The sequence below is a fragment of the Micromonospora halophytica genome (assembly GCF_900090245.1).
GTDB classification, from domain to species: domain Bacteria; phylum Actinomycetota; class Actinomycetes; order Mycobacteriales; family Micromonosporaceae; genus Micromonospora; species Micromonospora halophytica.
The window spans coordinates 34,533-56,809 of record NZ_FMDN01000005.1 but is presented as its reverse complement, the minus strand read 5'-3'; the positions used below and the strand labels follow the sequence as shown (position 1 = coordinate 56,809).

Annotated in this window: 20 protein-coding genes; 13 read left to right on the top strand and 7 right to left on the bottom strand. The window is 73.8% G+C overall.

Features of this window, described 5'->3' with window-relative positions; all coding sequences use genetic code 11:
• Window positions 1–34 precede the first annotated feature (34 nt).
• From GA0070560_RS09400 to GA0070560_RS09390, 3 genes are read right to left on the bottom strand one after another with little or no spacing between them, the layout of a single operon-like run.
• Window positions 35–1,261, bottom strand: coding sequence for a hypothetical protein (locus GA0070560_RS09400; protein ID WP_091293851.1), 1,227 nt, complete (start codon window positions 1,259–1,261; stop codon window positions 35–37).
• A 41-nt stretch (window positions 1,262–1,302) separates the two neighbouring features.
• Window positions 1,303–2,964 carry a GTPase gene (locus GA0070560_RS09395; RefSeq protein ID WP_091294437.1) on the bottom strand — a complete coding sequence of 554 codons (1,662 nt, stop codon included), beginning with the start codon at window positions 2,962–2,964 and terminating at the stop codon, window positions 1,303–1,305.
• A 17-nt stretch (window positions 2,965–2,981) separates the two neighbouring features.
• Window positions 2,982–4,817, bottom strand: coding sequence for a GTPase domain-containing protein (locus tag GA0070560_RS09390; protein ID WP_091293850.1), 1,836 nt, complete (start codon window positions 4,815–4,817; stop codon window positions 2,982–2,984).
• A gap of 208 nt (window positions 4,818–5,025) precedes the next feature.
• On the opposite strand from GA0070560_RS09390, the gene dnaK reads away from it, so the two are divergent.
• The 5 genes from dnaK to GA0070560_RS09365 all read left to right on the top strand — a co-directional run bounded on the left by dnaK (window position 5,026) and on the right by GA0070560_RS09365 (window position 9,824).
• Window positions 5,026–6,888, top strand: a complete 1,863-nt coding sequence (gene dnaK, locus GA0070560_RS09385) for a molecular chaperone DnaK (protein WP_091293847.1) — start codon at window positions 5,026–5,028, stop codon at window positions 6,886–6,888.
• A 45-nt stretch (window positions 6,889–6,933) separates the two neighbouring features.
• Window positions 6,934–7,677 (top strand): nucleotide exchange factor GrpE, encoded by a 744-nt coding sequence (grpE, locus tag GA0070560_RS09380; protein ID WP_091293844.1) that lies wholly within the window; start codon window positions 6,934–6,936, stop codon window positions 7,675–7,677.
• A gap of 79 nt (window positions 7,678–7,756) precedes the next feature.
• Window positions 7,757–8,947, top strand: a complete 1,191-nt coding sequence (dnaJ, locus tag GA0070560_RS09375) for a molecular chaperone DnaJ (protein ID WP_091293842.1) — start codon at window positions 7,757–7,759, stop codon at window positions 8,945–8,947.
• A gap of 29 nt (window positions 8,948–8,976) precedes the next feature.
• Entirely contained in the window at window positions 8,977–9,414 is a 438-nt protein-coding gene (locus tag GA0070560_RS09370; protein WP_091293839.1) for a heat shock protein transcriptional repressor HspR, read from the top strand.
• Window positions 9,415–9,584: 170 nt separating this feature from the next.
• The gene (locus tag GA0070560_RS09365) at window positions 9,585–9,824 is read left to right on the top strand and encodes a hypothetical protein (RefSeq protein WP_425412614.1); all 240 of its coding nucleotides are present in this window, start codon (window positions 9,585–9,587) and stop codon (window positions 9,822–9,824) included.
• Between the two features lie 164 nt (window positions 9,825–9,988).
• On the opposite strand, the gene GA0070560_RS09360 is transcribed toward GA0070560_RS09365, so the two are convergent.
• Window positions 9,989–12,229 carry an MMPL family transporter gene (locus tag GA0070560_RS09360; protein ID WP_091293834.1) on the bottom strand — a complete coding sequence of 747 codons (2,241 nt, stop codon included), beginning with the start codon at window positions 12,227–12,229 and terminating at the stop codon, window positions 9,989–9,991.
• Between the two features lie 73 nt (window positions 12,230–12,302).
• On the opposite strand from GA0070560_RS09360, the gene GA0070560_RS09355 reads away from it, so the two are divergent.
• Window positions 12,303–12,935: a TetR/AcrR family transcriptional regulator gene (locus tag GA0070560_RS09355; protein ID WP_091293832.1), complete on the top strand. Its 633-nt coding sequence runs from the start codon at window positions 12,303–12,305 to the stop codon at window positions 12,933–12,935.
• A 44-nt stretch (window positions 12,936–12,979) separates the two neighbouring features.
• Here GA0070560_RS09355 and GA0070560_RS09350 read toward each other — a convergent pair whose 3' ends face one another.
• From GA0070560_RS09350 to GA0070560_RS09340, 3 genes are all read right to left on the bottom strand, one after another.
• Window positions 12,980–13,411 carry a hypothetical protein gene (locus GA0070560_RS09350; RefSeq protein ID WP_091293830.1) on the bottom strand — a complete coding sequence of 144 codons (432 nt, stop codon included), beginning with the start codon at window positions 13,409–13,411 and terminating at the stop codon, window positions 12,980–12,982.
• A gap of 169 nt (window positions 13,412–13,580) precedes the next feature.
• Window positions 13,581–14,786, bottom strand: coding sequence for a cation:proton antiporter (locus GA0070560_RS09345; protein WP_091293828.1), 1,206 nt, complete (start codon window positions 14,784–14,786; stop codon window positions 13,581–13,583).
• Between the two features lie 7 nt (window positions 14,787–14,793).
• Window positions 14,794–15,294, bottom strand: coding sequence for a cation:proton antiporter regulatory subunit (locus GA0070560_RS09340; protein ID WP_091293826.1), 501 nt, complete (start codon window positions 15,292–15,294; stop codon window positions 14,794–14,796).
• A 32-nt stretch (window positions 15,295–15,326) separates the two neighbouring features.
• On the opposite strand from GA0070560_RS09340, the gene GA0070560_RS09335 reads away from it, so the two are divergent.
• The 7 genes from GA0070560_RS09335 (at window position 15,327) to GA0070560_RS09305 (ending at window position 22,272) form a co-directional block, all read left to right on the top strand.
• Window positions 15,327–16,433 (top strand): hypothetical protein, encoded by a 1,107-nt coding sequence (locus GA0070560_RS09335; RefSeq protein WP_091293824.1) that lies wholly within the window; start codon window positions 15,327–15,329, stop codon window positions 16,431–16,433.
• 88 nt (window positions 16,434–16,521) lie between these two features.
• Entirely contained in the window at window positions 16,522–19,113 is a 2,592-nt protein-coding gene (gene clpB / locus GA0070560_RS09330) for an ATP-dependent chaperone ClpB (protein WP_091293822.1), read from the top strand.
• A 207-nt stretch (window positions 19,114–19,320) separates the two neighbouring features.
• Window positions 19,321–19,704: a hypothetical protein gene (locus GA0070560_RS09325; protein WP_091293820.1), complete on the top strand. Its 384-nt coding sequence runs from the start codon at window positions 19,321–19,323 to the stop codon at window positions 19,702–19,704.
• Window positions 19,705–19,764: 60 nt separating this feature from the next.
• The gene (locus GA0070560_RS09320; protein ID WP_091293818.1) at window positions 19,765–20,595 is read left to right on the top strand and encodes a hypothetical protein; all 831 of its coding nucleotides are present in this window, start codon (window positions 19,765–19,767) and stop codon (window positions 20,593–20,595) included.
• A 117-nt stretch (window positions 20,596–20,712) separates the two neighbouring features.
• Window positions 20,713–21,342 carry a DUF4178 domain-containing protein gene (locus GA0070560_RS09315; protein ID WP_091293816.1) on the top strand — a complete coding sequence of 210 codons (630 nt, stop codon included), beginning with the start codon at window positions 20,713–20,715 and terminating at the stop codon, window positions 21,340–21,342.
• Window position 21,343: 1 nt separating this feature from the next.
• Window positions 21,344–21,850 carry a DUF2617 family protein gene (locus tag GA0070560_RS09310; protein ID WP_091293814.1) on the top strand — a complete coding sequence of 169 codons (507 nt, stop codon included), beginning with the start codon at window positions 21,344–21,346 and terminating at the stop codon, window positions 21,848–21,850.
• Window positions 21,847–22,272, top strand: a complete 426-nt coding sequence (locus tag GA0070560_RS09305) for a DUF4247 domain-containing protein (RefSeq protein WP_091293812.1) — start codon at window positions 21,847–21,849, stop codon at window positions 22,270–22,272. Before GA0070560_RS09310 ends, GA0070560_RS09305 begins: the two co-directional genes overlap by 4 nt.
• Window positions 22,273–22,277: the final 5 nt, after the last annotated feature.

Genomic DNA, 22,277 nt, shown 5'->3' with positions numbered 1-22,277 from the left:
GGGCTGACCGCCGGGCCCGGGCCGGGGCCGGCGGTCAGGGGGTGTCGTCGGTCAGGTGCCGGCGGTTGGCCTGGAACCAGGCGTCCAGGGCGGCCGGGTCGTCCGGGTCGACACCGTCGGCCATCAGCTGGGCCACGGCGGCCGTGGCCGGGCTGCGCCGCTCGCCCGTGGAGTAGAGCCGGGCGAACTCCGGCACCAGCTCCTCGATCGCCTCGTCGGTCCGGGTGGCCGCCTGCTCCGGCAGTCCTCGCCGCCGGGCCGCGTACGCCGCCCAGGCCCGCAGCACCCGGGGCAGCATCGCCGCGTCGTCCATGTCCAGCACGGCCCGCCGGTGCACCCAGTCCAGCAGGAACAGGCCGGCCACGGCCGGGCTCCAGCGCAGCGGATCGGCGTCGGGGAAGCTCGCCGCGTGGTCGAAGAGCAGGCCCAGGCAGAAGTGCAGCGAGGCCAGCTCGGCGTCACCGTCCAGCGCGTCCAGCCCGAACCGGGCCGCCTCCGGGGCGGCGAGGAAGGCCCGGACCAGCGCGGTGCGCTCCTCGCCGGTGAGCGGTTCGGCACCCCAGCCGGCGGTGTCGGGGGACGGGCCGGGCAGCAGCGCCAGCCGCGCCCCGACCAGCGCCCGGTCGGTGGCGAGGGAGCCCTCGGCGGGCAGCTCCCCGAGGTCGTCGGTGACGGCCAGGTGGCGGCTCACCTCCCCGTGCATCCGGGCCGGGTCCTCCTCGCGGAACCAGGTCAGGTCGTCGGAGGCGCACATCTGCCGGACCTGGTCGAGGATCCGTTCGGCGGGGCCGCCGACGAAGACGTCCTTGGTGATGCCGATGTTGTGGTCGACCAGCGCCACCAGGGCGTGCTCGGGACCACCGGCCTCGTCGTCGTACGCGAAGGTGGCCAGGTAGGAGGTCTGGTCGCCGTACACGTCGCCGTACGACCAGGTGCCGGTGAGGTGGACCCGGCCGAGCAGGCCGGACCAGGCCGGGGCTCGGGTGCCGGGGCGTACCTTCGCGGCGCCCTCGGCGTCCGGCACCAGCGCGGCGAAGACCGAGCGGATGGTGGTCGCGGCGGCCGTCCGGCGGCGGGACGTGGCGGTCAGGAAGCCGGCGACGAACTCGCGGACGGCGGTCTCCCGGTCCGTCTCGGCGATCGCGTAGACGCTGCCCAGCAGGGCGGTGCCGAGCATCTCGGCGTCGAGGGCGCAGTCGAGTCGGGTCACGTCCCGGGCGGCGTGCAGCACCGCGTCGTAGGGGGTCTGTGGCGTGGCCATGCACCGACCCTACGCCGACCGGGGCCCACCGGCCTCCGGCGTCACCGGCCGGCGTCGCGCAACGCCGCCCGGGCCTGCCCGTACCGGTCCAGGACGGCCCGGACCGGGGTGACGACGTACTCCGCGCCGACCGTGGCCACCGTGGCGGTCAGCCGCTTCTCGGCCCGCTGCCGGGCCCGCCGGGCCGCCCAACGGACCACCGGTCGGGTGGCCGCGGCGACCAGCAGGCCGGCGAGCAGGCCGCCGAGGAGCAGCAGGGTCGGCAGCGGCGCCTCGCCCACCATCGGGTGGTCGAGTGCGGGCAGCCCGAGCGCGCGCAGCGCGTAGCCGAGCACCAGCCAGCCGAACCCGGCCACCGCCGCGAGGGTGACCAGCCATTGCAGGCCGCCGACGATCCGCCACCACACCGGCCGGCGGTCCATCCCGAGGTCGGTGCCGGCCACCGCGCGGTCCAACGCGTCCGGCAGGTCGCCGAGGCGGGAACGGGCGGCCGTGGTGACCGCCTCCGGCCAGGGGGCGGGAAGGCCCTCGGCGGAGCGGTCGGCGACCGACCGGATCGCCAGCCCGAGGGCGGACCGCTGGGCGGCCGTCGGGTCGGGCACCGAGGTCGCCGCGACCAGGCTCTCCTCCGGCTGGTCGGTGTCCGTCGCCGGGCCGGGCAGGTGCAGCCGGCGCAACGGGTCCGGGCGCAGCTTCCGCCAGCCGCGCACCAGCGGCCAGCCGGTCGCGCCGCCGGCCCGGTGCCGGTACGCCCCCTCGACCGCCTCCGCCACCGCCGGCACGCCGGCCGCGCCGGCCAGCGCCCGGTCCAGCGAGCGGACCGTCGCCTCGTCCGGCGCGTCCTTCGGCGCCTCGGCGGTGACCAGCTCGCCCATCGTGGCGACGACGGTGTCGACGTCGCCGGAGAGCCGACGCAGGGCGGCCTGGCGTTCGGCGACCGTACCCTCCAGCGCCTGCCGCAGCCCGACGATGCCGGCCGGTTCCACCGCGTACGTCGACAGCAGCGGCACGCCGTCCAGCCCGTCGGCGTCGAGCAGCCGGCGCAGGTCGGCGAGGACCCGGGGCAGCTCGGCGGCGGGGAGCCGGTCGGCCTGGTTGAGCACGACCAGGGTGACGTCGGAGTGCCGGTGGAACTCGCGCAGGTAGCTGGTGTGGATCACGCGGTCGGCGTACTTCTGCGGGTCGACCACCCAGACCACCAGGTCGACCAGGCCGAGCAGCCGGTCCACCTCCAGCCGGTGGGACCGCTGCACCGAGTCGAAGTCGGGCAGGTCGAGCAGGACCAGGCCGTGCAGCCCGGACTCGTCGTCGGCGTCCAGCGCGCTCTCCCGGACGAACCGGTGCCGGGGCAGCACGCCGACCCAGTCGAGGAGCCGGTTCGCGCCGTCCAGCGGCCCCCAGACGCAGGCGTGCGCCACGCCGGTGGTGGGCCGGCGTACCCCGACGGGGGAGAGGTCCAGCCGGGCCAGGGCGTTGAACAGGCTGGACTTGCCGCTGCCGGTGGCGCCGGCGAGCGCCACCACGGTGTGCTCCCGGGACAGCGACAGCCGGGTGCCGGCCCGCTCCACCAGGGTGTGCGCGGTGACCAGCCGGGAGTCGGGGACCTGGCCGTCCACCGCGTCGAGGAACCGGCGTACCGCGTCGAGGCGGGCGACCAGGGTGTCGGCGTCCACCCGCTGATCGCCCCGGAACGCCTCGCGCATCCGGCCGACGATGCCCGTCACCGGCGGTCCCCCGCGGGCAGGGCGGCGGCGTCGCCGTCGGCCAGGCCGCTGCGGTGCCGGGCCACCTCGACCCGGCCGGCGGCCCGGCGCAGCTGTCCACCGGCGTCCGCGCCGGGGCGGGCCTCGTCGGTCCGCGCCAGGTAGCGCGCGCCCTCGGTGTCCAGCAGCGTGCGGACCCGGTCGAGCAGGTCGGCCCGGGCCTTGTTGGCCAGGGTACGCACGGCCTGGTCGCCGAAGATCGCCTGGAGCACGGTCTGCGCGGCGACGGTGGTGCCCGCTCCGGTGGCCACCTCCAGGCCGGTCGGGATGAAGGCGGTGGAGGCGAAGACCGCGATCATGACGGCGAGCCCGGTGGCGTTGACCGCGTACGCGGCCGTCCGCGCCACGAAACGCCGGTCACCTCCCTCCGCCCTGACCAGTTCCAGCACCCCGCGCTGCCAGTCCCGGACCAGCCGCTCGGCGCGCTCGGACAGGTCGCCCGAGGGGTGGGCCAGCTCCGGTGCGAGCAGCGCCGCCCCGGCCGGGTGGGCCTTCCAGGCGGTGTACGCGCTCTCGGCCGCCTCGGCGGCGACCCCGCGCAGCAGGGTGACCAGCTGCGACTCGATGGCGTGGCGCAGCTCGACGGCGGGAGTGGCGGGACGCCCGGTCACCGCGGCGACCAGCCGGTCGCGCAGCCGCCCGATCCGCGCCTCCACGGTCCGGAAGAACTCGCCGGTGCCGACGAACTCCTGCCAGCGGGCCAGCACCTCGCCACGGAGCAGCCGGCCGTCCTTCAGCCCTTCCTCGACGGTCCGCTGCGCGCCCCGGTACGCCGCGCGGACCCGCTCGTCGAGCGCGTCGGCGGCGGCGGCCTGCTCGTCGGCGGCCTCGGCGAGCACCTCGACGGTGGGGTGCAGCGAGGCGAGCGCGCCGTCCAGGGTCTGCCGGACCACGGCGGCCCGGGCCTCGGCGTCGGCGGCCAGCCGGGCGAACCAGGCGCTCAGCGGCGCGGTGACCTTCTCGGGCAGCAGCCCCTGACCGTCCACCCAGGTCTCGGGGAGGACGAAGAGCGGCGCGGTGTCGAGTTCCTGGGCGGCGAGCATCTCCGACAGGTGGGCGGCGATCTCGTCGGCGGCCTCCGGCGGCACCCGGTCGAGCACCAGGGCGATCGCGGCGCCCCGGGACCGGGCGCTGCGCAGCAGCTCCCACGGGACGGCGTCGGCGTACCGGGCGGCGGTGGTGACGAAGAGCCAGAGGTCGGCGGCGGCCAGCAGCTGGCCGGCGAGGGCCCGGTTGGCGTCGACCACCGAGTCGATGTCGGGGGCGTCGAGGAAGGCCAGCCCGGGTGGGAGCGCGGGCGCGGTGACCAGGTGCAGGGTGCGTGGGTCCTCGGCCGGCTCGGTGGTGCGGGTGAGGCCGGGCAGCAGTTCGCCCTGGCGGAACCAGGCCGCGTCGGCGGGGTTGCAGACCAGCACGGGGGAGCGGGTGGTCGGGCGGAGCACGCCGGCGGCGCTGACCCGTGCCTTGACCAGGCTGTTGACCAGGGTCGACTTGCCCGCTCCGGTGGAGCCGCCGACGACCACCAGCAGCGGCGCGTCGAGCCGGGCGAGCCGGGGCAGCAGGTAGTCGTCGAGCTGGTCGGCGAGCGCGGTGGCGGTGCGCCGGGCCGGCTCGGCCGAGGGCAGGGTGAGTGGGAACCGGGTGGCGCCGATCGCGGCCCGCAGCCCGGTCAGCGCGGCCGGAAGGCCGTCCCCGGTGGCGCCGGGCGCGTCCTCGGTGGCGTCCGGCGACCCGGTGCGGGCGGCGACGGTGGGCGCGCCGGACCGGGTGGCGGGATCGCCTTTCGTCGTCACCGCTAAAGCGTGCCCGACCGATGCAAGGGAAGACAACCGGACGGTAATAACGGTCGGGTTGCGTCGGGGTGACTCAACCTCGACTTGCGGATTCCCGGTGGCGTGGCACTATTGAGTCAAGTTCACTCAACTTGTGGTGCGGTCGCTGCGGGCGGCCCGCCGGGCAGGCCCTCCGACCTGCTCATCGTTACGAAGCGAGGAAGCGAAGATGGCACGTGCGGTCGGTATCGACCTCGGCACGACGAACTCCTGCGTCAGCGTTCTCGAGGGCGGTGAGCCCACCGTCATCGCCAACGCTGAGGGCTCGCGGACGACCCCGTCGATCGTCGCGTTCGCCCGCAACGGCGAGGTGCTCGTCGGTGAGGTCGCCAAGCGTCAGGCGGTGACCAACCCGGACCGGACGATCCGCTCGGTCAAGCGGGAGATCGGCACCAACTGGACCGTCGACATCGACGGCAAGAAGTACACCCCGCAGGAGATCTCGGCGCGCACGCTGATGAAGCTCAAGCGGGACGCCGAGGCGTACCTGGGCGAGCAGATCACCGACGCGGTGATCACCGTCCCCGCGTACTTCAACGACGGGCAGCGCCAGGCCACCAAGGAGGCCGGTGAGATCGCCGGCTTCAACGTGCTGCGGATCGTCAACGAGCCGACCGCCGCCGCCCTGGCGTACGGGCTGGACAAGGGCTCCAAGGAGCAGACCGTCCTGGTCTTCGACCTCGGTGGCGGCACCTTCGACGTGTCGCTGCTGGAGCTGGCCGAGGGCGTCATCGAGGTCAAGTCGACCTCGGGTGACAACCACCTCGGCGGCGACGACTGGGACCAGCGCATCATCGACCACCTGGTGAAGACCTTCCGTGGCGAGCACGGCATCGACCTGGCCCAGGACAAGATGGCCCTGCAGCGGCTCCGCGAGGCCGCCGAGAAGGCCAAGATCGAGCTGTCCGCCGCCACCACCACCAACATCAACCTGCCGTACATCACCGCCGGCGCGGCCGGCCCGCTGCACCTGGACGTGACGCTCAGCCGCGCCGAGTTCCAGCGGATGACGCAGGACCTGCTGGACCGCTGCAAGGGCCCGTTCGAGCAGGCCGTGAAGGACGCCGGGATCAAGGTCTCCGACGTCGACCACGTCATCCTGGTCGGCGGCTCGACCCGGATGCCGGCCGTCACCGACCTGGTCAAGCAGCTCACCGGCCGGGACCCCAACAAGGGCGTCAACCCGGACGAGGTCGTCGCCGTCGGCGCGGCCCTGCAGGCCGGTGTGCTCAAGGGTGAGGTCAAGGACGTCCTGCTGCTCGACGTGACCCCGCTGAGCCTGGGCATCGAGACCAAGGGCGGCATCTTCACCAAGCTGATCGAGCGCAACACCACCATCCCGACCAAGCGCTCCGAGGTCTTCACCACGGCCGACGACAACCAGCCGTCGGTGCTGATCCAGGTCTTCCAGGGCGAGCGGGACATCGCGGCCTACAACAAGAAGCTCGGCACCTTCGAGCTGACCGGCCTCCCGCCGGCGCCGCGCGGGGTCCCGCAGATCGAGGTCACGTTCGACATCGACGCCAACGGCATCGTGAACGTGCACGCGAAGGACCTGGGCACCGGCAAGGAGCAGAAGATGACGATCACCGGCGGCTCCTCGCTGCCGAAGGACGACATCGAGCGGATGCGCCGGGACGCCGAGGAGCACGCCGACGACGACAAGCGTCGGCGCGAGGAGGCGGAGACCCGCAACCTGGCCGAGGCGCTGCAGTGGCAGACCGAGAAGTTCCTCGCCGAGAGCGGCGACAAGCTGCCCAGCGAGAACCGCGACCAGATCAACGAGGCCCTCGGCGAGCTGCGCGGCGCGCTCGGCGGCCAGGACATCGAGAAGATCAAGTCGGCCCACGAGCGGCTGGCCCAGGTCTCCCAGCAGGCCGGTGCGCTGCTCTACTCGCAGCAGGCCGAGCAGGGCGAGCAGCCCGGCGCGGCCGGCCCGGGTGCGGGCGGTCCGGGTGCCAGCGGCGGCCCGCAGGCCGGCGGGGCGGACGACGTGGTCGACGCGGAGATCGTGGACGAGGACAAGAAGTGACGCTTCCCGGACACGGACCCACGGCTGAGGGAGCGAGGTAGTCGCATGACGGAGAAGCCGCGAGCCGCCGACCAGGGCTCCACCGGGTCGACACCGGGTGGCTCCGGGCCCGCCGAGCAGGCCGCCGGCGACGGGCCGCGGGTCGTCATCCGCAACAACCGCAAGATCGGCAAGACCGAGGAGGCGCCCGCCGCGGCCGATGCCGGGACGGACGCCCCGGCGGAGGGCCTGGTCGAGGAGGGCGAGGTCGTGGTCGACGAGATCGAGGTCGAGGCGACCTCCGTCTCCGGGCCGCCGGTGGTCGACGCGCCGGCGCAGCCGGCCGAGGAGGCCGTCGCGCCGGCCGCGCCGCTCGGCGCCGAGCTGGAGGCCCTCCGGGCCGAGCTCGACGAGCGGACCCGGGACCTGCAGCGGGTGTCGGCGGAGTACGCCAACTACCGCAAGCGGGTGGACCGCGACCGCGCTCTGGTCCAGGAGCAGGCCACCGGCTCGGTGCTCGCCGCGCTGCTGCCGATCCTGGACGACCTGGACCGGGCCCGCGAGCACGGCGACCTGGTCGGGCCGTTCGGCACCGTGGCCGAACAGCTCACCACGGCGCTGGGCAAGTTCGGGCTCACCCCGTTCGGGGAGCAGGGCGACCCGTTCGACCCGACCCGGCACGAGGCGGTCGCGCACCAGACCTCGGCCGACGTGGACGCGCCGACCTGCGTCCAGGTGATGCGCCGGGGCTACCTGCTCGGGGAGCGGCTGCTGCGGCCCGCGCTGGTCGCGGTCGCCGACCCGGAATAGTGCACGACCATCCGGTCGCCCCGCCCGCCCTGACCCGGCGGGCGGGGCGACCGGGCCGCATCGCGAAGGGGGTGGACCGGTGAGTTCCAAGGACTGGATCGAGAAGGACTACTACGCCATGCTCGGCGTGCAGAAGTCCGCCTCCTCGGACGAGATCAAGAAGGTGTACCGGAAGCTGGCCCGGGAGTCCCATCCGGACCACAACCCCGGCGACCCGAAGGCCGAGGAGCGGTTCAAGGCCGTCTCCGAGGCGTACGCGGTGCTCGGCGACGAGGCCAAGCGCCGCGAGTACGACGAGATGCGCTCGCTCTTCGGCTCGGGCGCGTTCCGGCGCGGTGCCCGGGGCGCCGGGCAACCCGGTGGCGGAGCGCCGTTCGACGTCTCCGACCTGTTCGGCGGCGCGGCCGGTGGCGGCGACACCCGGTTCGGCGGGGGTGGCTTCACCGACCTGTTCAGCACGATCTTCTCGGGTGGCGGTGGAGCCGGTGGGCCGGCCCGTGCCCGGGGCCCGGCGCGCGGTCGGGACGTCGAGGCCGAAGTGGCGCTCGACTTCGACGACGCGGTACGCGGGGTGACCCTCCCGCTGTCGCTGCGCGCGCCCGGGGTCTGCGACACCTGCCACGGCAACGGCGCGAAGCCCGGTACCCAGCCGAAGGCGTGCCCGGTCTGCCACGGCGCCGGGGTGACCAACCGCAACCAGGGGTCGTTCAGCTTCTCCGAGCCGTGTCGCAGCTGTCAGGGTGTGGGCACGGTCGTCGAGGAGAAGTGCCCCGAGTGCCAGGGCACCGGGGGCGTGACCAAGACCCGGACGCTGAACGTGCGCTTCCCCGCCGGGGTGGCCGACGGCCAGCGGATCCGGCTGGCCGGGCGTGGTGAGCCGGGCGAGCGCGGCGGGCCGGCGGGCGACCTGTTCGTGCAGGTGAAGGTCCGCCCGGACGAGTTGTTCGGGCGGACCGGGGACGATCTCACCCTGACCGTCCCGATCACCTTCGCCGAGGCGGTGCTCGGCACCGACCTGCGGGTACCCACGTTCGACGGCGCGGTGACCCTGCGGGTGCCGCCGGGCACGCCGTCCGGGCGGGTGCTGCGGGCCCGCGGCAAGGGTGTGGTGCGCAGGGACGGGCAGGCCGGCGACCTGCTGGTCACGCTCGACGTGGTGGTGCCGGCCACGGTGTCGGAGGAGGCCCGGTCGGCGCTGGAGTCGTTCGCGGCGCAGACGCCGCCGGCGGCTCGGGAACATCTCGACGCGCGGGTGCGTCGAGTCGGTTGACCGGTGGATCGGGTGCGGAGGTGAGCGGGATGTCGGGCGGATACGTCGGTTCGGATGACCCTGCCTACGAGGCCAAGGTGCTGATGATCTCGGTCGCGGCGCGGATGGCGGGCATGCACCCGCAGACTCTGCGCCAGTACGACCGACTGGGGCTGGTGCAGGCCGGCCGGGCGGCCGGCGGCGGGCGGCGCTACAGCGTGCGCGACGTGGTGCTGCTGCGCGAGGTGCAGCGGCTCAGCCAGGACGAGGGCGTCAACCTTGCCGGGGTCAAGCGGATCATCGGCCTGGAGCGACTGCTGGAGCAGGCGCAGCAGCGGGTGGCCCGGCTGGAGGCGGAGCTGGACGCCGCGTACCGGCGGATCGCCGAGCTGGAGGCGGTGGCCGCCTTCCCCGGTCGGGACCTGGTGCCCACCAACCGCACCTCCACCGCGCTCGTGGTGTGGCGGCCTCGCCGCACCGAGCGCTGACCCGATCACCCCGGCCTGGAGCCACTCCGGTCGCGGCGGACGGCGGTGTCCCGTTGCGGGACGCCGCCGTCCGCAGGTGGAGTCGATCATGACAGTGGGGACGGGAGGGATGCCGGTTCTCCGGCGCTGCCGGACCGGTTCCGCTAGCCTCGAAATCAGGTCCAACCAACGTGATCCGGACTCCGATGGCAGGGGGAGCCATGGCGGAATCGGCGAAGAAGGTTGCCCGGCAGGCAGAGGACCGGCTCGACAAGGTGGCCCAGAACGTCCGGGAGAGGTTCGACCGGATCACCGAGGGTCGCTTCACTGACAGGATCAGGAACGGCAGGTTCGCCGATCAGGTCGACCACGGCGTCGACCAGGGGCGCACCGAGGTGAGACGCCGCGAGCAGGGTGGATCGAAGCAGTGACGATCCGCCGACGTGCGGGCCGGGACCCACGGGGGGCCCCGGCCCGCACGTCGTGGTCGAGTGCGGGCCGGGACGCCGGGGTGTCCGTGCGGGGGCCCCGGCCCGTTCGTCGTGGTCGAGTGCGGGCCGGGACGCCGGGGTGTCCGTGGGGGCCCGCTCGTCGTTCAGGTCGTGGGGGCCGGGGTGGGCTGCGGGTCGGCGACCGGCCGGCGGGTGGACGGCCACCACGCGCGGTGGCCGAGCATGCCCAGCACCGCCGGCGCCAGCACCACCCGGATCACCGTCGCGTCCACCAGCACCGCCGTGGCCAGCCCGATCCCGATCATCTTGACCAGCGTGTCGTCGATGGCGGCGAAGCTGAGGAAGACCATCGCCATGATGGTCGCCGCCGCCGTGATCACCCGACCTGTCCCGGCCAGCCCGGCGACCACCGCCCGGTGCGGGTCGCCGGTGCGCCGGTACTCCTCCTGCACCGAGGAGAGCAGGAACACCTCGTAGTCCATGGAGAGCCCGAAGAGGATCGCGAAGAGCAGCATCGGCACCACCGACATGATCGGCACCGGTTGGTCCACCCCGAGCAGGGACAGCCCCCACCCCCACTGGAAGACCGCGACCAGCACGCCGTACGCGGCGCCGATGGAGAGCAGCGCCATCAGCGCGGCCTTGACGGCGATCAGCGGCGCCCGGAACATCGCCACCAGCAGCAGGCCGCCGGCCACCACCACGCCGAGCACCACCCAGGGCAGCCGACGGGCGACCGCGTCAGCCATGTCGATCATGTACGCGGTCTGGCCGCCGACCGCGACGCGCGCGCCGTCGGGGCCCAGCGCCGAGGGGCCGACGGTACGGCGGATCCGGTGCACCAGGTCGGCGACCTGCTGGTCCTGCGGCGCGTGCCGGGGCACCACGGTGAGCAGCGCCAGGGTGCCGTCCGGGCTGCGTACCGGCGGGGTGGCCAGCGCCACCTCGGGGTCGGCGGTGAGCGCGTCGGCCAGCCGGACGAGGGAGCTGTCGGTCGGCGTGCCGGCAGGCCGGTGCACGGCGAGGACGAGCGGGGCGTTCCAGCCCGGCCCCAGTTCCCGCCGCACGGTGTCGTACGCCTGTCGCTGCGGCCAGCTCTCCGGCTGATTCCCGTCGTCCGGGGTGCCGAGCCGCAGGGTCAGCAGGGGTGCGGCCAGCCCCAGCAGCACCACCGCGGCTCCCACCCCGTACGCCACCCGCCTCCGGTCCAGGTGCCACCCCCACCGCGCCCAACCGCGACTCCAGTCCCCCCTCCCGCCGGTGTTGATCAAGAAGTTTCGGTCCGCGTCCGGCCCGTTTCCAGACGCAAACTTCTTGATCAACCCGGTCGAGGTGGGGGTGGGGGTTGGGGGGTGATGGGGGTGCAGGGGGAGGCGTCCGCGGTTGACGTGGGGGCCGAGCAGGCCGAGGAGGGCGGGGAGGAGGGTGAGGGCGGCGAGCATCATCGCGGCGACGGTCAGCGCGGCGGCCACGCCCAGCGCCCCGACGAACGGGATGCCGGTGAACAGCAGCCCGAGGATGGCGACCACGACGGTCGCACCGGCGAAGAGGACGGCGTGTCCGGCGGTGGCGACGGCCCGGCCGGCGGCGGCGACCGTGGGGAGCCCGTCGGCGAGGGCCGCGCGGAACCGGGTGACCACGAAGAGCGCGTAGTCGATGCCGGCGCCGAGCCCGAGCATCACCGCCACGATCGGCGCGGCGCTGGGGATCTCCGTGGTCGCGGCGGCGATCAGCATCAGGCCGGTGCCGACCACCAGCCCGGCGAGAGCCACCAGGATCGGCAGTCCGGCCGCCACCGCCGAGCCGAACGCCACCAGCAGCACCAGCAGGGCCACGCCCAGTCCGACCGCCTCCGCCGGCCCGGTCTCCGGCTCGAAGGCCAGGTCGACGACGAGGCCGCGGAAGGTGACGTCGACGCCGTGCCCGCGTACCGGTCCGGCGGCCGCGTCGAGCCGGTGGTACGCCTCGGGCCCGAGGTCGCCGGGTTCCTGGCCGTAGCGGACGGTCCCGACGGCGGTGCGACCGTCCGGGGCGACCACCCCCTGGCCCGCGAACGGGTCCTCGACGGTGGTGACCCCGGGCTGGCGGTGGATGGCCGCCGTCATCGCTGCGATCGCGGCCTGCCGCTCGGGTGTCCGCAGGTCGGCGTCGGGGCTGTGCCAGACCACCTCGGCACTGGCCGCGCCGTACTCCGGGAAGGCGTCGCGGGCCAGGTCGGCGGCCCGCTGTGACTCCGCTCCGGGAATCCGGAAGTCGTTGACGAAGCCGCCGCCCACCGCCTGCCCGACGGCGATCAGGGCGACGGCCGCCAGCAGCCAGAGGCCGAGGGTGCGCCAGGGGTGGCCGGCGGTGACGCGGCCGAGCCGGTCGAGGGTCCGTTCCATGACGCCAGAAAAACACACTCGATGTAACTTTGCAATGAGTGAAGTGAAGCAGTCGATGCAGTAACCTGTCGGGATGACCACCGGCCCCGGCCTGCGGGAGCGCAAGAAGGAGCGCACCCGACAGGCGTTGATCTCCGCCGCGTTGGAGCTGTTCGAGCAGCGCGGGTACGACGCGACGACCGTCGCCGACATCGCCGCCGGGGCGGACGTCTCCACCCGCACCTTCTTCAGCTACTTCCCGAGCAAGGAGGAGATCCTCTTCGCCGACACCGAGGATCGGCTGGCGCTGGCCTTCGCCGTGATCGACGAGCGGCGGCCCGGGGACGAGCCGGTGGACGTGCTGGTCCGCGCGATGGCCGCCGTCTTCGAACGGGCCGAGCGGCTCGGCCAGGTCTTCGACCGCGCAGTCCCGGTGCGGCTGCGCATGGTCTTCTCGGTGCCGTCGGTGCAGGGGGTGGCGCTGCGGCGGCTGCTCTCCGCCCAGCAGCGGCTGGCCGCCCGACTGCACGCGGCCTTCCCGGACCGGCTGGACCGGGTCGAGGCTGCCGCCGTGGTGGGGGCGCTCGTCGGCGCGGTGGTCAACACCCTGCTCGCGCTGGTGGAGTCGCCGGAGCATGCAGAGGAGATGCTCAGCGGCGATCCCGAGCCGGTCCTGGGGCACCTGCGCCGTGCGGTCGACGTCGCCGTACGCGGCGTGTCGAGCTGACCGGCGGCGGGCTGGGCGAACTGGATCTGGCCGACCGGTGTGCGTCAGCCGATCCGGCGGTTCTCCCGGACCAGGCCGCCCTCGCACCAGTCGCGGTACACGAAGAGATCCTGCCGGGCGAGCAGCACCCGGCTGTTGTGCGCCCAGTTGCGCATCAGCTCGTCGCCCTCCCGCTCGGCCTGCTCGACCAGCTTGCGGAAGCGGCGCTTCGGGTGGGCGCGGAAGTTCGTCCGGATCCCGTCCGCCGCGTAGATGTAGAGGCAGTGCAGCGCGAACCGGCGGGCCGGGCAGGTCGGGTCCATCGCCAGGTCGAAGAGGGTGAGCACCAGGTGGTCCCCGGCGACGAGCAGGTCCCAGTCCGGCGGCATCGACGACAGCGGCACCGAGTCGGGGTGGTACGCCCAGGCCCGCAACTCCGCCGCCGACGGGTCGACGGGGTTGGCGAAGCCGTGGAACGTCGAATCCTGCGCGTTCACCGGCCAACCTTCCGCTCACCCGCGGGGTGCTCCGGCCACCCGCGGACCCCTGGCTTGCTGGGGCGAAACGGTAGCCGCAGGCAGCGGGCCGACGGAAGAGGCGGTCGGGACCAATTCGGCAACGGCCGGACCGGCCGGGTCACCCGTACGGGCGACCCGGCCGGCGGATTCAGTCCGTCGCGGCGACCGGCTCCGGGGGGCGTACGACCGCCCGCCGCCGCAGCCAGGCCTTGAACCAGCCCATGTCGGGCAGCCGGGCCAGCATCGGCCCGGTCACCACGGTGATCAGCACGTACGCCGTGGCGAGCGCCGCGAGCCGGGGATCGACGGTGCCGGCGGCCACCGCGAGGCCGGCGATGACGATGGAGAACTCACCGCGCGGCATCAACGCGAAGCCGGCCCGCCAGCGACCGGGTTCGGCGATGCCGACCCGGCGGGCCGCCAGGTAACCGGTGAGCAGCTTCGTCCCCATGGTGACCACGGCCAGGGCCAGCGCCGGCAGCAGCACCGGCGGCATGTCCCGGGGGTCGGTGACCAGGCCGAAGAAGACGAAGAACACCGCCGCGAAGAGGTCCCGCAGCGGGGAGAGCAGTTCCGTCGCGTGGTGCGCGACCGGCCCGGAGAGCGCGATGCCGACCAGGAACGCGCCGACCGCGGCGGAGACCTGGAGCTTGGCGGCGATGCCGGCGACCAGCAGGGTCAGGCCGAGCACCCCGAGCAGCAGCGCCTCCGGGTCCTTCGCCGACATCGCCGTGGAGATCACCTTGCCGTACCGGATCGCGACCACCAGCACGACGGCCACGGCGGACACCGCGACGCCCAGGCTGATGCCGCCCTTGACCAGCCCGGCGCCGGCCAGCATCGCGGTGACCAAGGGCAGGTAGAGCGCCATGGCCAGGTCCTCGATGACCAGGACGGAGAGCACCACCGGGGTCTCCCGGTTACCGACCCGGCCCAGGTCGTTGAGGACCTTGGCGATCACGCCCGAGGACGAGATCCAGGTGATGCCGGCGAGCACCACGGCGGCCACCCAGCCCCAGCCGAGCAGCAGCGCGAACGCGAAGCCGGGCAGGGCGTTGAGCAGCGCGTCGATCAGCCCGGCGGGGGCGGCGGAGCGGAGGTTGCCGACGAGTTCGTTGGCGCTGTACTCCAGGCCGAGCATGACCAGCAGCAGGATGACGCCGATCTCGGCGCCGACGGCGAAGAACTCCTCGCTGGCGTTGAGTTCGAGCACGCCGCCGTGGCCGAAGGCGAGGCCGGCGAGCAGGTAGAGGGGGATCGGGGAGACCCCGAAACGACGGCTGAGCCGGCCGAGCAGACCGAGCAGGAACAACAGCGCGCCGACCTCGACGAGCAGTGTCGTGGTTTCGTGCATCCGCGCCTCAGCCGTCCGGGTCGCTGTCGGCGAGAATGGCTGTCACGCCGTCGAGTCCCTGGCGGGTGCCGACCACGACCGCCACGTCACCGGCCGCGAAGCGGAAGGTGGGCTCCGGCGAGACGTTCACCTCGCCCTGGCGGAGCACCGCCACGATCGAGGCGCCGGTGCGGGTGCGGACGCGGGTGTCCCCGAGCCGCCTGTTGACGTACTTCGACCCCGCCGGGATGGCGATCTGCTCGGTGAGCAGACCGGCGGCCTGCTCGCGCAGCCCGGCGAGCTGGCCGAGCATCAGCGACGCGCCGAGGATGTCGGCGAGCGCCTCCGCCTCGTCGTCGGTCAGCGGGACGTCGTGCTGGCAGGAATCGGGATCGTCCGGGTCGTACAGGACGAGGTCACGGCGGCCATTGCGGTGGGAGACCACGCCGAGCCGGCGGCCGGATTCCGTCATCAGGTCATGACGTACGCCGATCCCCGGTAGGGCAGTCTGTTCGACACGTACTCGCACCCGGGAGAGGCTACTCCCTGAAGGAGGCGTCCATGATCGGTCGCGCGATCCGCCCGCTGGTCGCCCTGCTGCTCGTGCCGGCGTTGGTGGCCTGCTCGATGGTGGGTGACGTCCGGCGGGACCCGCCCGCCCGGACGTCCGCGCCACCGGAGTCGGTCGCGCCTGCGCCGCCGCCGTCGCCGTCGCCGTCGCCGCAGGCTCCCGCCGAGGTACGCGTCGTCCAGCTCGCCGTCCCGCAGCGGTACGACCAGCCGCACGTCGAGTTCGTCGACGCCGACCACGGCTGGGCGCTCTTCGCCACCTGCGACGGGGGCCCGCCGGGGCGGAACTGTCCGGCGCTGCTCTTCGGCACCGTCGACGGCGGCCGGTCCTGGCGGTCGGTGCGGCATCCTCGCCCGGTGGCGGACGGCCAGCAGCTCTACGCCGCCCGAGGGCTGCTCGTGCTCTTTGCCGAGCCGCACGGCTGGTACAGCTCGATCGACGGTGGCGTGAGGTTCGCGCACACGGTGGAGGAGCCGGTGGAGTGGCGGGCGGCCCAGGGGCGGTTCCAGATCATCGAGCGCACCGGCAGGATCGGCGAGTGGGCCGGCGGGCGGCTCCGGCAACTGGACGCGCAGCCGCCGGTTCCCCGTCTGAACACCGTCGGGGAGAGCGGCGGCCTGCTGGTGGTGGCCGCCGGGGCGGCCGGCGGGAAGCCGTACGCGGCGGTCTCGTTCGACCGGGGGCGGAACTGGCTGTCGACCTCGGTGCCCGCGCCCGAGGGTGAGGTGGGCCTGGTGCGGGCGCTGGTCGAGCCGGACGGCACGGCGTGGCTGGTCGGCGAGCGGCCGGACCGGACGGGCTGGCCGGGGCTGTGGCGGCTGCGGGGAGGCTGGGAGCCGGTGGGGAGGGACGGCCATCCGGCGGAGTTTCGCTCCGTCGCGCCGATCGGCGGTGGTCTGCTCGCGGTGATCGGCCCACGCGGGGCGGGCGTGGTGGGCGACGGGTACGCCGACCTGCCCTGGCCGGTCGGACCCGAGCACTACCTGCGGGTGCTGGCCGACACCACCCTGGCGGCGACCGGCCCGGGCGGTGAGGTCCTGCTCGGCGTCGGGTACCAGACCGACCGGCGGTGGATCCGGGTGATCGTGGCGGGATAGTGAGCTGGCTCACACCGCTAGAGTTGAGCGGAATACGCTCAACTCTGGTTGTGTCCCTACTGATGGACACGCCGATCCGGGGGAGCCCATGAACACCGAACGCCTCACCACCAAGAGCCGCGAGACCATCACCGGCGCCGTCGCCCTGGCCAACCAGCGCGGCCACGCCACCGTCGAGCCCTGGCACCTGCTGCTGGCCCTGCTGGACACCGAGGGCTCCACCGCCTCCGGCCTGCTGCGCGCCGCCGGCGCCGACCCGGCCGAACTGCGCCGGACCGCCCAGCGCGCGATCGACGCGCTGCCCGCCGCCCGCGGCTCCAGCATCGCCGAGCCCACGCTGGCCCGCGAGTTCGTCAACGCCATCGGCGCCGCCGAGCAGATCGCCCGGCCGCTGGGCGACGAGTACACCTCCACCGAGCACCTGCTCGCCGGCCTGGCCCGGGTCGGCGGCCCGGTCGCCGGCGCGCTGAAGACCGCCGGCGCCACCGAGGAGAACCTGGTCGCCGCCTTCCCCACCGTTCGGGGCGGGGACCGGCGGGTCACCACCGCCGACCCGGAACAGACCTACCAGGCCCTGGCCAAGTACGGCGTGGACCTGACCGCCAGCGCCCGCGACGGCAAGATCGACCCGGTGATCGGCCGGGACTCGGAGATCCGCCGGGTGATCCAGGTGCTGTCGCGGCGTACCAAGAACAACCCGGTGCTGATCGGTGAGCCCGGCGTCGGCAAGACCGCGATCGTCGAGGGCCTGGCCCAGCGGATCGTCGCCGGTGACGTGCCCGAGTCGCTGCGGGACAAGAAGCTCGTCTCGCTCGACCTCGGCGCGATGGTCGCCGGCGCCCAGTACCGGGGCCAGTTCGAGGAGCGGCTCAAGTCCGTCCTGGAGGAGATCAGGAACTCCGACGGGCAGGTCATCACCTTCCTCGACGAGCTGCACACCGTCGTCGGCGCCGGCAAGGGCGAGGGCTCGATGGACGCCGGCAACATGCTCAAGCCGATGCTGGCCCGGGGCGAGCTGCGGATGGTCGGCGCGACCACCCTCGACGAGTACCGCGAACACATCGAGAAGGACCCGGCCCTGGAGCGCCGTTTCCAGCCGGTGCTGGTCGGGGAGCCGACCATCGAGGACACCATCGGCATCCTGCGCGGCCTCAAGGAGCGCTACGAGGTGCACCACGGCGTACGCATCACCGACGCCGCCCTGGTCGCCGCTGCCAGCCTCTCCGACCGCTACATCACCGACCGGTTCCTGCCGGACAAGGCGATCGACCTGGTCGACGAGTCCGCCTCCCGGCTCCGGATGGAGATCGACTCCCGTCCGGTCGAGGTGGACGAGATCGAGCGGGCGGTACGCCGGCTGGAGATCGAGGAGATGGCGCTGGCCAAGGAGCCGGACGCCGCCTCCGCCGAGCGCCTCGACCGGCTGCGCAAGGAGTTGGCCGACAAGCGTGAGCAGCTCACCGCCCTCTCCGAGCGCTGGCAGCTGGAGAAGAGCCACATCACCAAGCTCTCCACCGCCAAGGAGGAGCTGGAGCGGCTCGGCGGCGAGGCCGAGCGGGCCGAGCGCGACGGTGAGCTGGAACGCGCCGCCGAGCTGCGCTACGGCCGGATCCCGGCCCTCAACGCCGAGCTGAGGCGGGCGGAGGAGGAGCTGGCCCGGCTCCAGGCCGACGGCGCGATGCTGAAGGAGGAGGTCGGCGCGGACGACATCGCCGCCGTGGTCGCCTCCTGGACCGGCATCCCGGCCGGCCGGCTGCTGGAGGGCGAGACGGCCAAGCTGCTCCGGATGGAGGAGTCGCTGCGGGCCCGCGTGGTCGGGCAGGCCGAGGCCGTCGGCGCGGTCTCCGACGCGGTCCGCCGGGCCCGGGCCGGCGTCGCCGACCCGGACCGCCCGACCGGCAGCTTCCTCTTCCTCGGCCCGACCGGTGTCGGCAAGACCGAGCTGGCCAAGGCCCTCGCCGAGTTCCTCTTCGACGACGAGCGGGCCATGGTCCGCATCGACATGAGTGAGTACGGCGAGAAGCACTCCGTCGCCCGCCTGGTCGGCGCCCCGCCCGGGTACGTCGGCTACGAGGAGGGCGGGCAGCTCACCGAGGCGGTGCGCCGCCGGCCGTACTCGGTGATCCTGCTGGACGAGGTGGAGAAGGCCCACCCGGACGTCTTCGACGTGCTGCTCCAGGTGCTCGACGACGGGCGGCTCACCGACGGTCAGGGCCGTACGGTGGACTTCCGCAACGCGATCCTGATCCTCACCTCGAACCTCGGATCGTCGGTGATCAGCGACCTGACGCTGGCCGAGGAGCAGCGCCGCGAGGGCGTCCTCGCGGTGGTCCGGTCGCACTTCAAGCCGGAGTTCCTCAACCGCCTCGACGACATCGTGGTCTTCGCCGCGCTGCGCGGTGACGACCTGCGCTCCATCGTCGACATCCAGCTCGACCGGATGCGCCGCCGGCTGGCGGACCGCCGGCTCGGCCTGGACATCACCGACGCCGCCCGCGGGTGGCTCGCCGAGCACGGCTACGACCCGATCTACGGTGCCCGCCCGCTGCGTCGACTGGTCCAGTCGGCCATCGGCGACCAGCTCGCGAAGGCCCTCCTGGCCGGCCAGATCCGCGACGGCGACACCGTCCGGGTCGACCTGGCCGACACCAAGGACGCCCTCACCGTCACCCCCGCCTAACTCGGAAGTAGACCTACTTCCTCCCGATTAGGGCCGCTTCGCGCAGCGGAGCGACAGCGACTAACCCACCCCCACCCCCGCGATCTTGCAGTTGCGGCCTGGGCATATCGGTCTGAAGGCGTGAAAGGGCGGCCACAACTGCAAGATCGCGGAGAGGATGGGCCCGGGGTGGGGTGGAAGGGGGTGGGGTGGGGAAAGGATGGGGGCATGTTCGGGATGGGGAAGAGGAGCGGGGAGCGGGAGTTGGACGCGGCCGTCGAGGAGTTGGCGGGCGCGGACACCGTGGCCTTCGGCGGGGTGGGGATCGCGGGGACGCTGCTGCCCGTGACGGAGGCGTACCGGCGGGTCGAGGCAGCGCTCGCCGAGCGGCCCGAGACGGTCCGCGAGAAGCTCGACCGGCTGCTGCGGAGCGGCTCGCCCGCCGGGAAGGCGTACGCGGCGACGTTGCTGGAACGCCTCGACCCGGCGGCGGCCCGGGACGCCTGGTCGCGGCTGCGCGAGGACTCCGGCGAGTTCACCACCTTCAGCGGCTGCGTGATGGGCAGCGCGAACCTGCGCGGGTACGCGGCCGACCGGCTCGCCGGACTGTAGCCGTTCGGCCGAGTCGAGCGGGGCGACGGCGACGGCTTCCGTCCCCGTACCGTGCCGGGCATGAGTGCGCCCGCCGCCGCGCCGGCCCGTCCGCCCCGCCCCACCGTCGTGACCGTCGCCTTCTGGCTGCAGGTCGCCGCCGTCGTCGTGCTCCTCGCCCTGATCGGCCTGATCGTCTGGCAGGCGGTCGACTGGCACGGCCAGATCGACCGGGCGGCGCGCGCCGTGCCCGACGCCGACCCGGACGAGGTGGCGGGCGAGCGCTTCGGCAACATCTTCATGTCGAGCCTCTTCGGGCTGGCCGCGCTGCTCCTCGCCGGCTGGCTCGGCGGCACCGCCGTGGGCCTGCGCCGGGGCAGCAACGTCGCCCGGATCCTGGTCTTCGTGGCCGGCGGCTTCCACCTGTTGCTCTTCTTCGGCCAGTGCTGCACCGGCGCGCTGATGATCCCGTTCTTCTTCGCCCTCGGAGAACCCGAGGAGTGGGATCCGGAGCTGGACGGCCCGTACCCGCCCGAGGAGTCGAAGTTCTTCCAGACCCTCTACCCGGACAACGGTTTCGGCCTGCGGGAGGACATCTTCTTCGGTGTCGGCGCCGGCGGCTGGGCGGTCGTCGTCGGGTTGACCCTGGCGGCGGTGGTGCTGCTGGCGCTGCCGGTGGCGCAGCGCTGGTTCGTGCCCCGGTCCGCCGCGGACCCGCAGCCGGTCGGCCCGCCCGCACCGGTGCCCTTTCTGCTGCCGCCCGGCTACATGGTCTGCCCCGACCCCCGCGTCCACGGCGTCCCGCCCCCGGGCCCGACCGTCGGCGCGCCCCCGGTCGCCCTGCCCGCCGACGCCCCCGGTTCGACCCCGCCGTCGCGCACGGACGGGCCGGACGGTTCACCGACCGTCTGATCCGACCACCGGAGACCGACACCGGGTGACCGCCCGATCACGCAACTGTGCGCCGGTTTCCCCAGGTGCGCGGGGTTGTTACCGTCTCCGACCGAGGCACGTGGGGAGGCGGTCGCGGTGGACGGGTCGGTGGCGTGGCTGGTGACGGCGGTGGGGTGTCTGGTCGGGGTCGCCGGGGTGGTGGTGGCCGTGGTCGCCGTCGGCCGGGGGCGGAAGCGGCCGAAGCCGGCCGGGCCGGGTGACCCGTTCCGGGACACCGACGCCGACGCGCTGCGCGGTGACCCCCGGAAGCTGAAGCCCGGCGACATCGTGGAGATCCGCCAGTTGTCGTACGCGGTCCGCGGCTCGGTGCACCTGGTCGAGGGGGCGTGGAGCTGGGCCGAGCACCTGCTCGACACGGTCGACGGCGAGAAGCGCTGGCTCTCCGTCGAGGAGGACCCGGACCTGGAGCTGGTGCTCTGGGACGCCGAGCCGGCAGCCACCATCACCCCGGGCGCCCCCACCATCGACTTCGCCGGCCGCCGCTACTCCTGGGAGGAGTCCGGGCAGGCCCGGTACTCGGCCACCGGCAGCACCGGCCTCGATCCGAGCGGCACGGTCCGCTACCACGACTACCGCGCCCAGGGCGGCGCCCGGCTCGCCTTCGAGGCGTACGGGGAGGCGGGCTGGGAGGTGGGCCGGGGCGAGCGGCTGCACCGCTCCGAGGTGATGGTCTACCCCCAGGGCGGCCCGGAGAAGGTGAGCTGAGGTGCTGGTCAGCATCGACGCCCCGTACGTCGACACCAGCGCCGCCGACCTCGGGCTGGCGCTCGGCGGACCCGAACTGCCCGCGCTGGCCGTCCGCGACCTGCGTCTGCCCGGCGGCGTACGGCTGCGACTGCGGCTGCTCGGCGCCTCCCACCAGGTCGTCCTGCCGACCCCGACCGGTGATCTCACCGAGACGGTGGCCTGCCTGCCCGGCCGGCCGCCGCACCTGCCCGGGACGCTGCACGACGAGCCGAACGGCTACCGGTTCACCGCCACGGTGCTCCGGCCGGCCGCCGGTGAGCTGCGCGCCCGGGTCGCGGCGCTCCGCGCCGACCTGGCCGACGACCCGTACGCGCTGGTCGGCGTCTTCCCCGGTGACCCGGACGCGGTCACCGCGCTCGCCGTCCGCCCCGACCCGCCGGACGGGTCGGTCAGCTGGCGCACCTGGCACGCGTATCCCCAGACCAATGAGCTGGTCCTGACCGAGACGGTGGTGGCACTGCGATGACGTACCGGAGATGGTTCGTGGTGGGGGTGGCCTTCGCGGTCATCGGCGCCCTGGTGGCCGCCTTCGCGATCTTCTACGGCAGCTTCTCCCCGCGCGGCTACGTCGAGGACCGCTACACCCGCGCGGCCGCCCAGGACATCGGCGGCGACGCGATCGCGTACACCTCGAACAGGTCGCCGAGCCAGGTGGCGCAGGACGTGACCGCCGCCTGGCAGCCGGCCGACCAGTACGTCGACGGCAGCGGCGTCTATCTGCGCTACGACGACGACTCGGTGGTGATCCTGCCGATCGCCACCGGTTCGGTGATCCTGTTGGAACGTCTCCGCACCGCGTACCCGCGCTACCACTCCACCGTGGGCAACCACTGGGGCTGGGGCCGGGGCGTCACCGTCCGCGGTGGTGGCCCCGGCAGCGGCAAGTAGTCCGA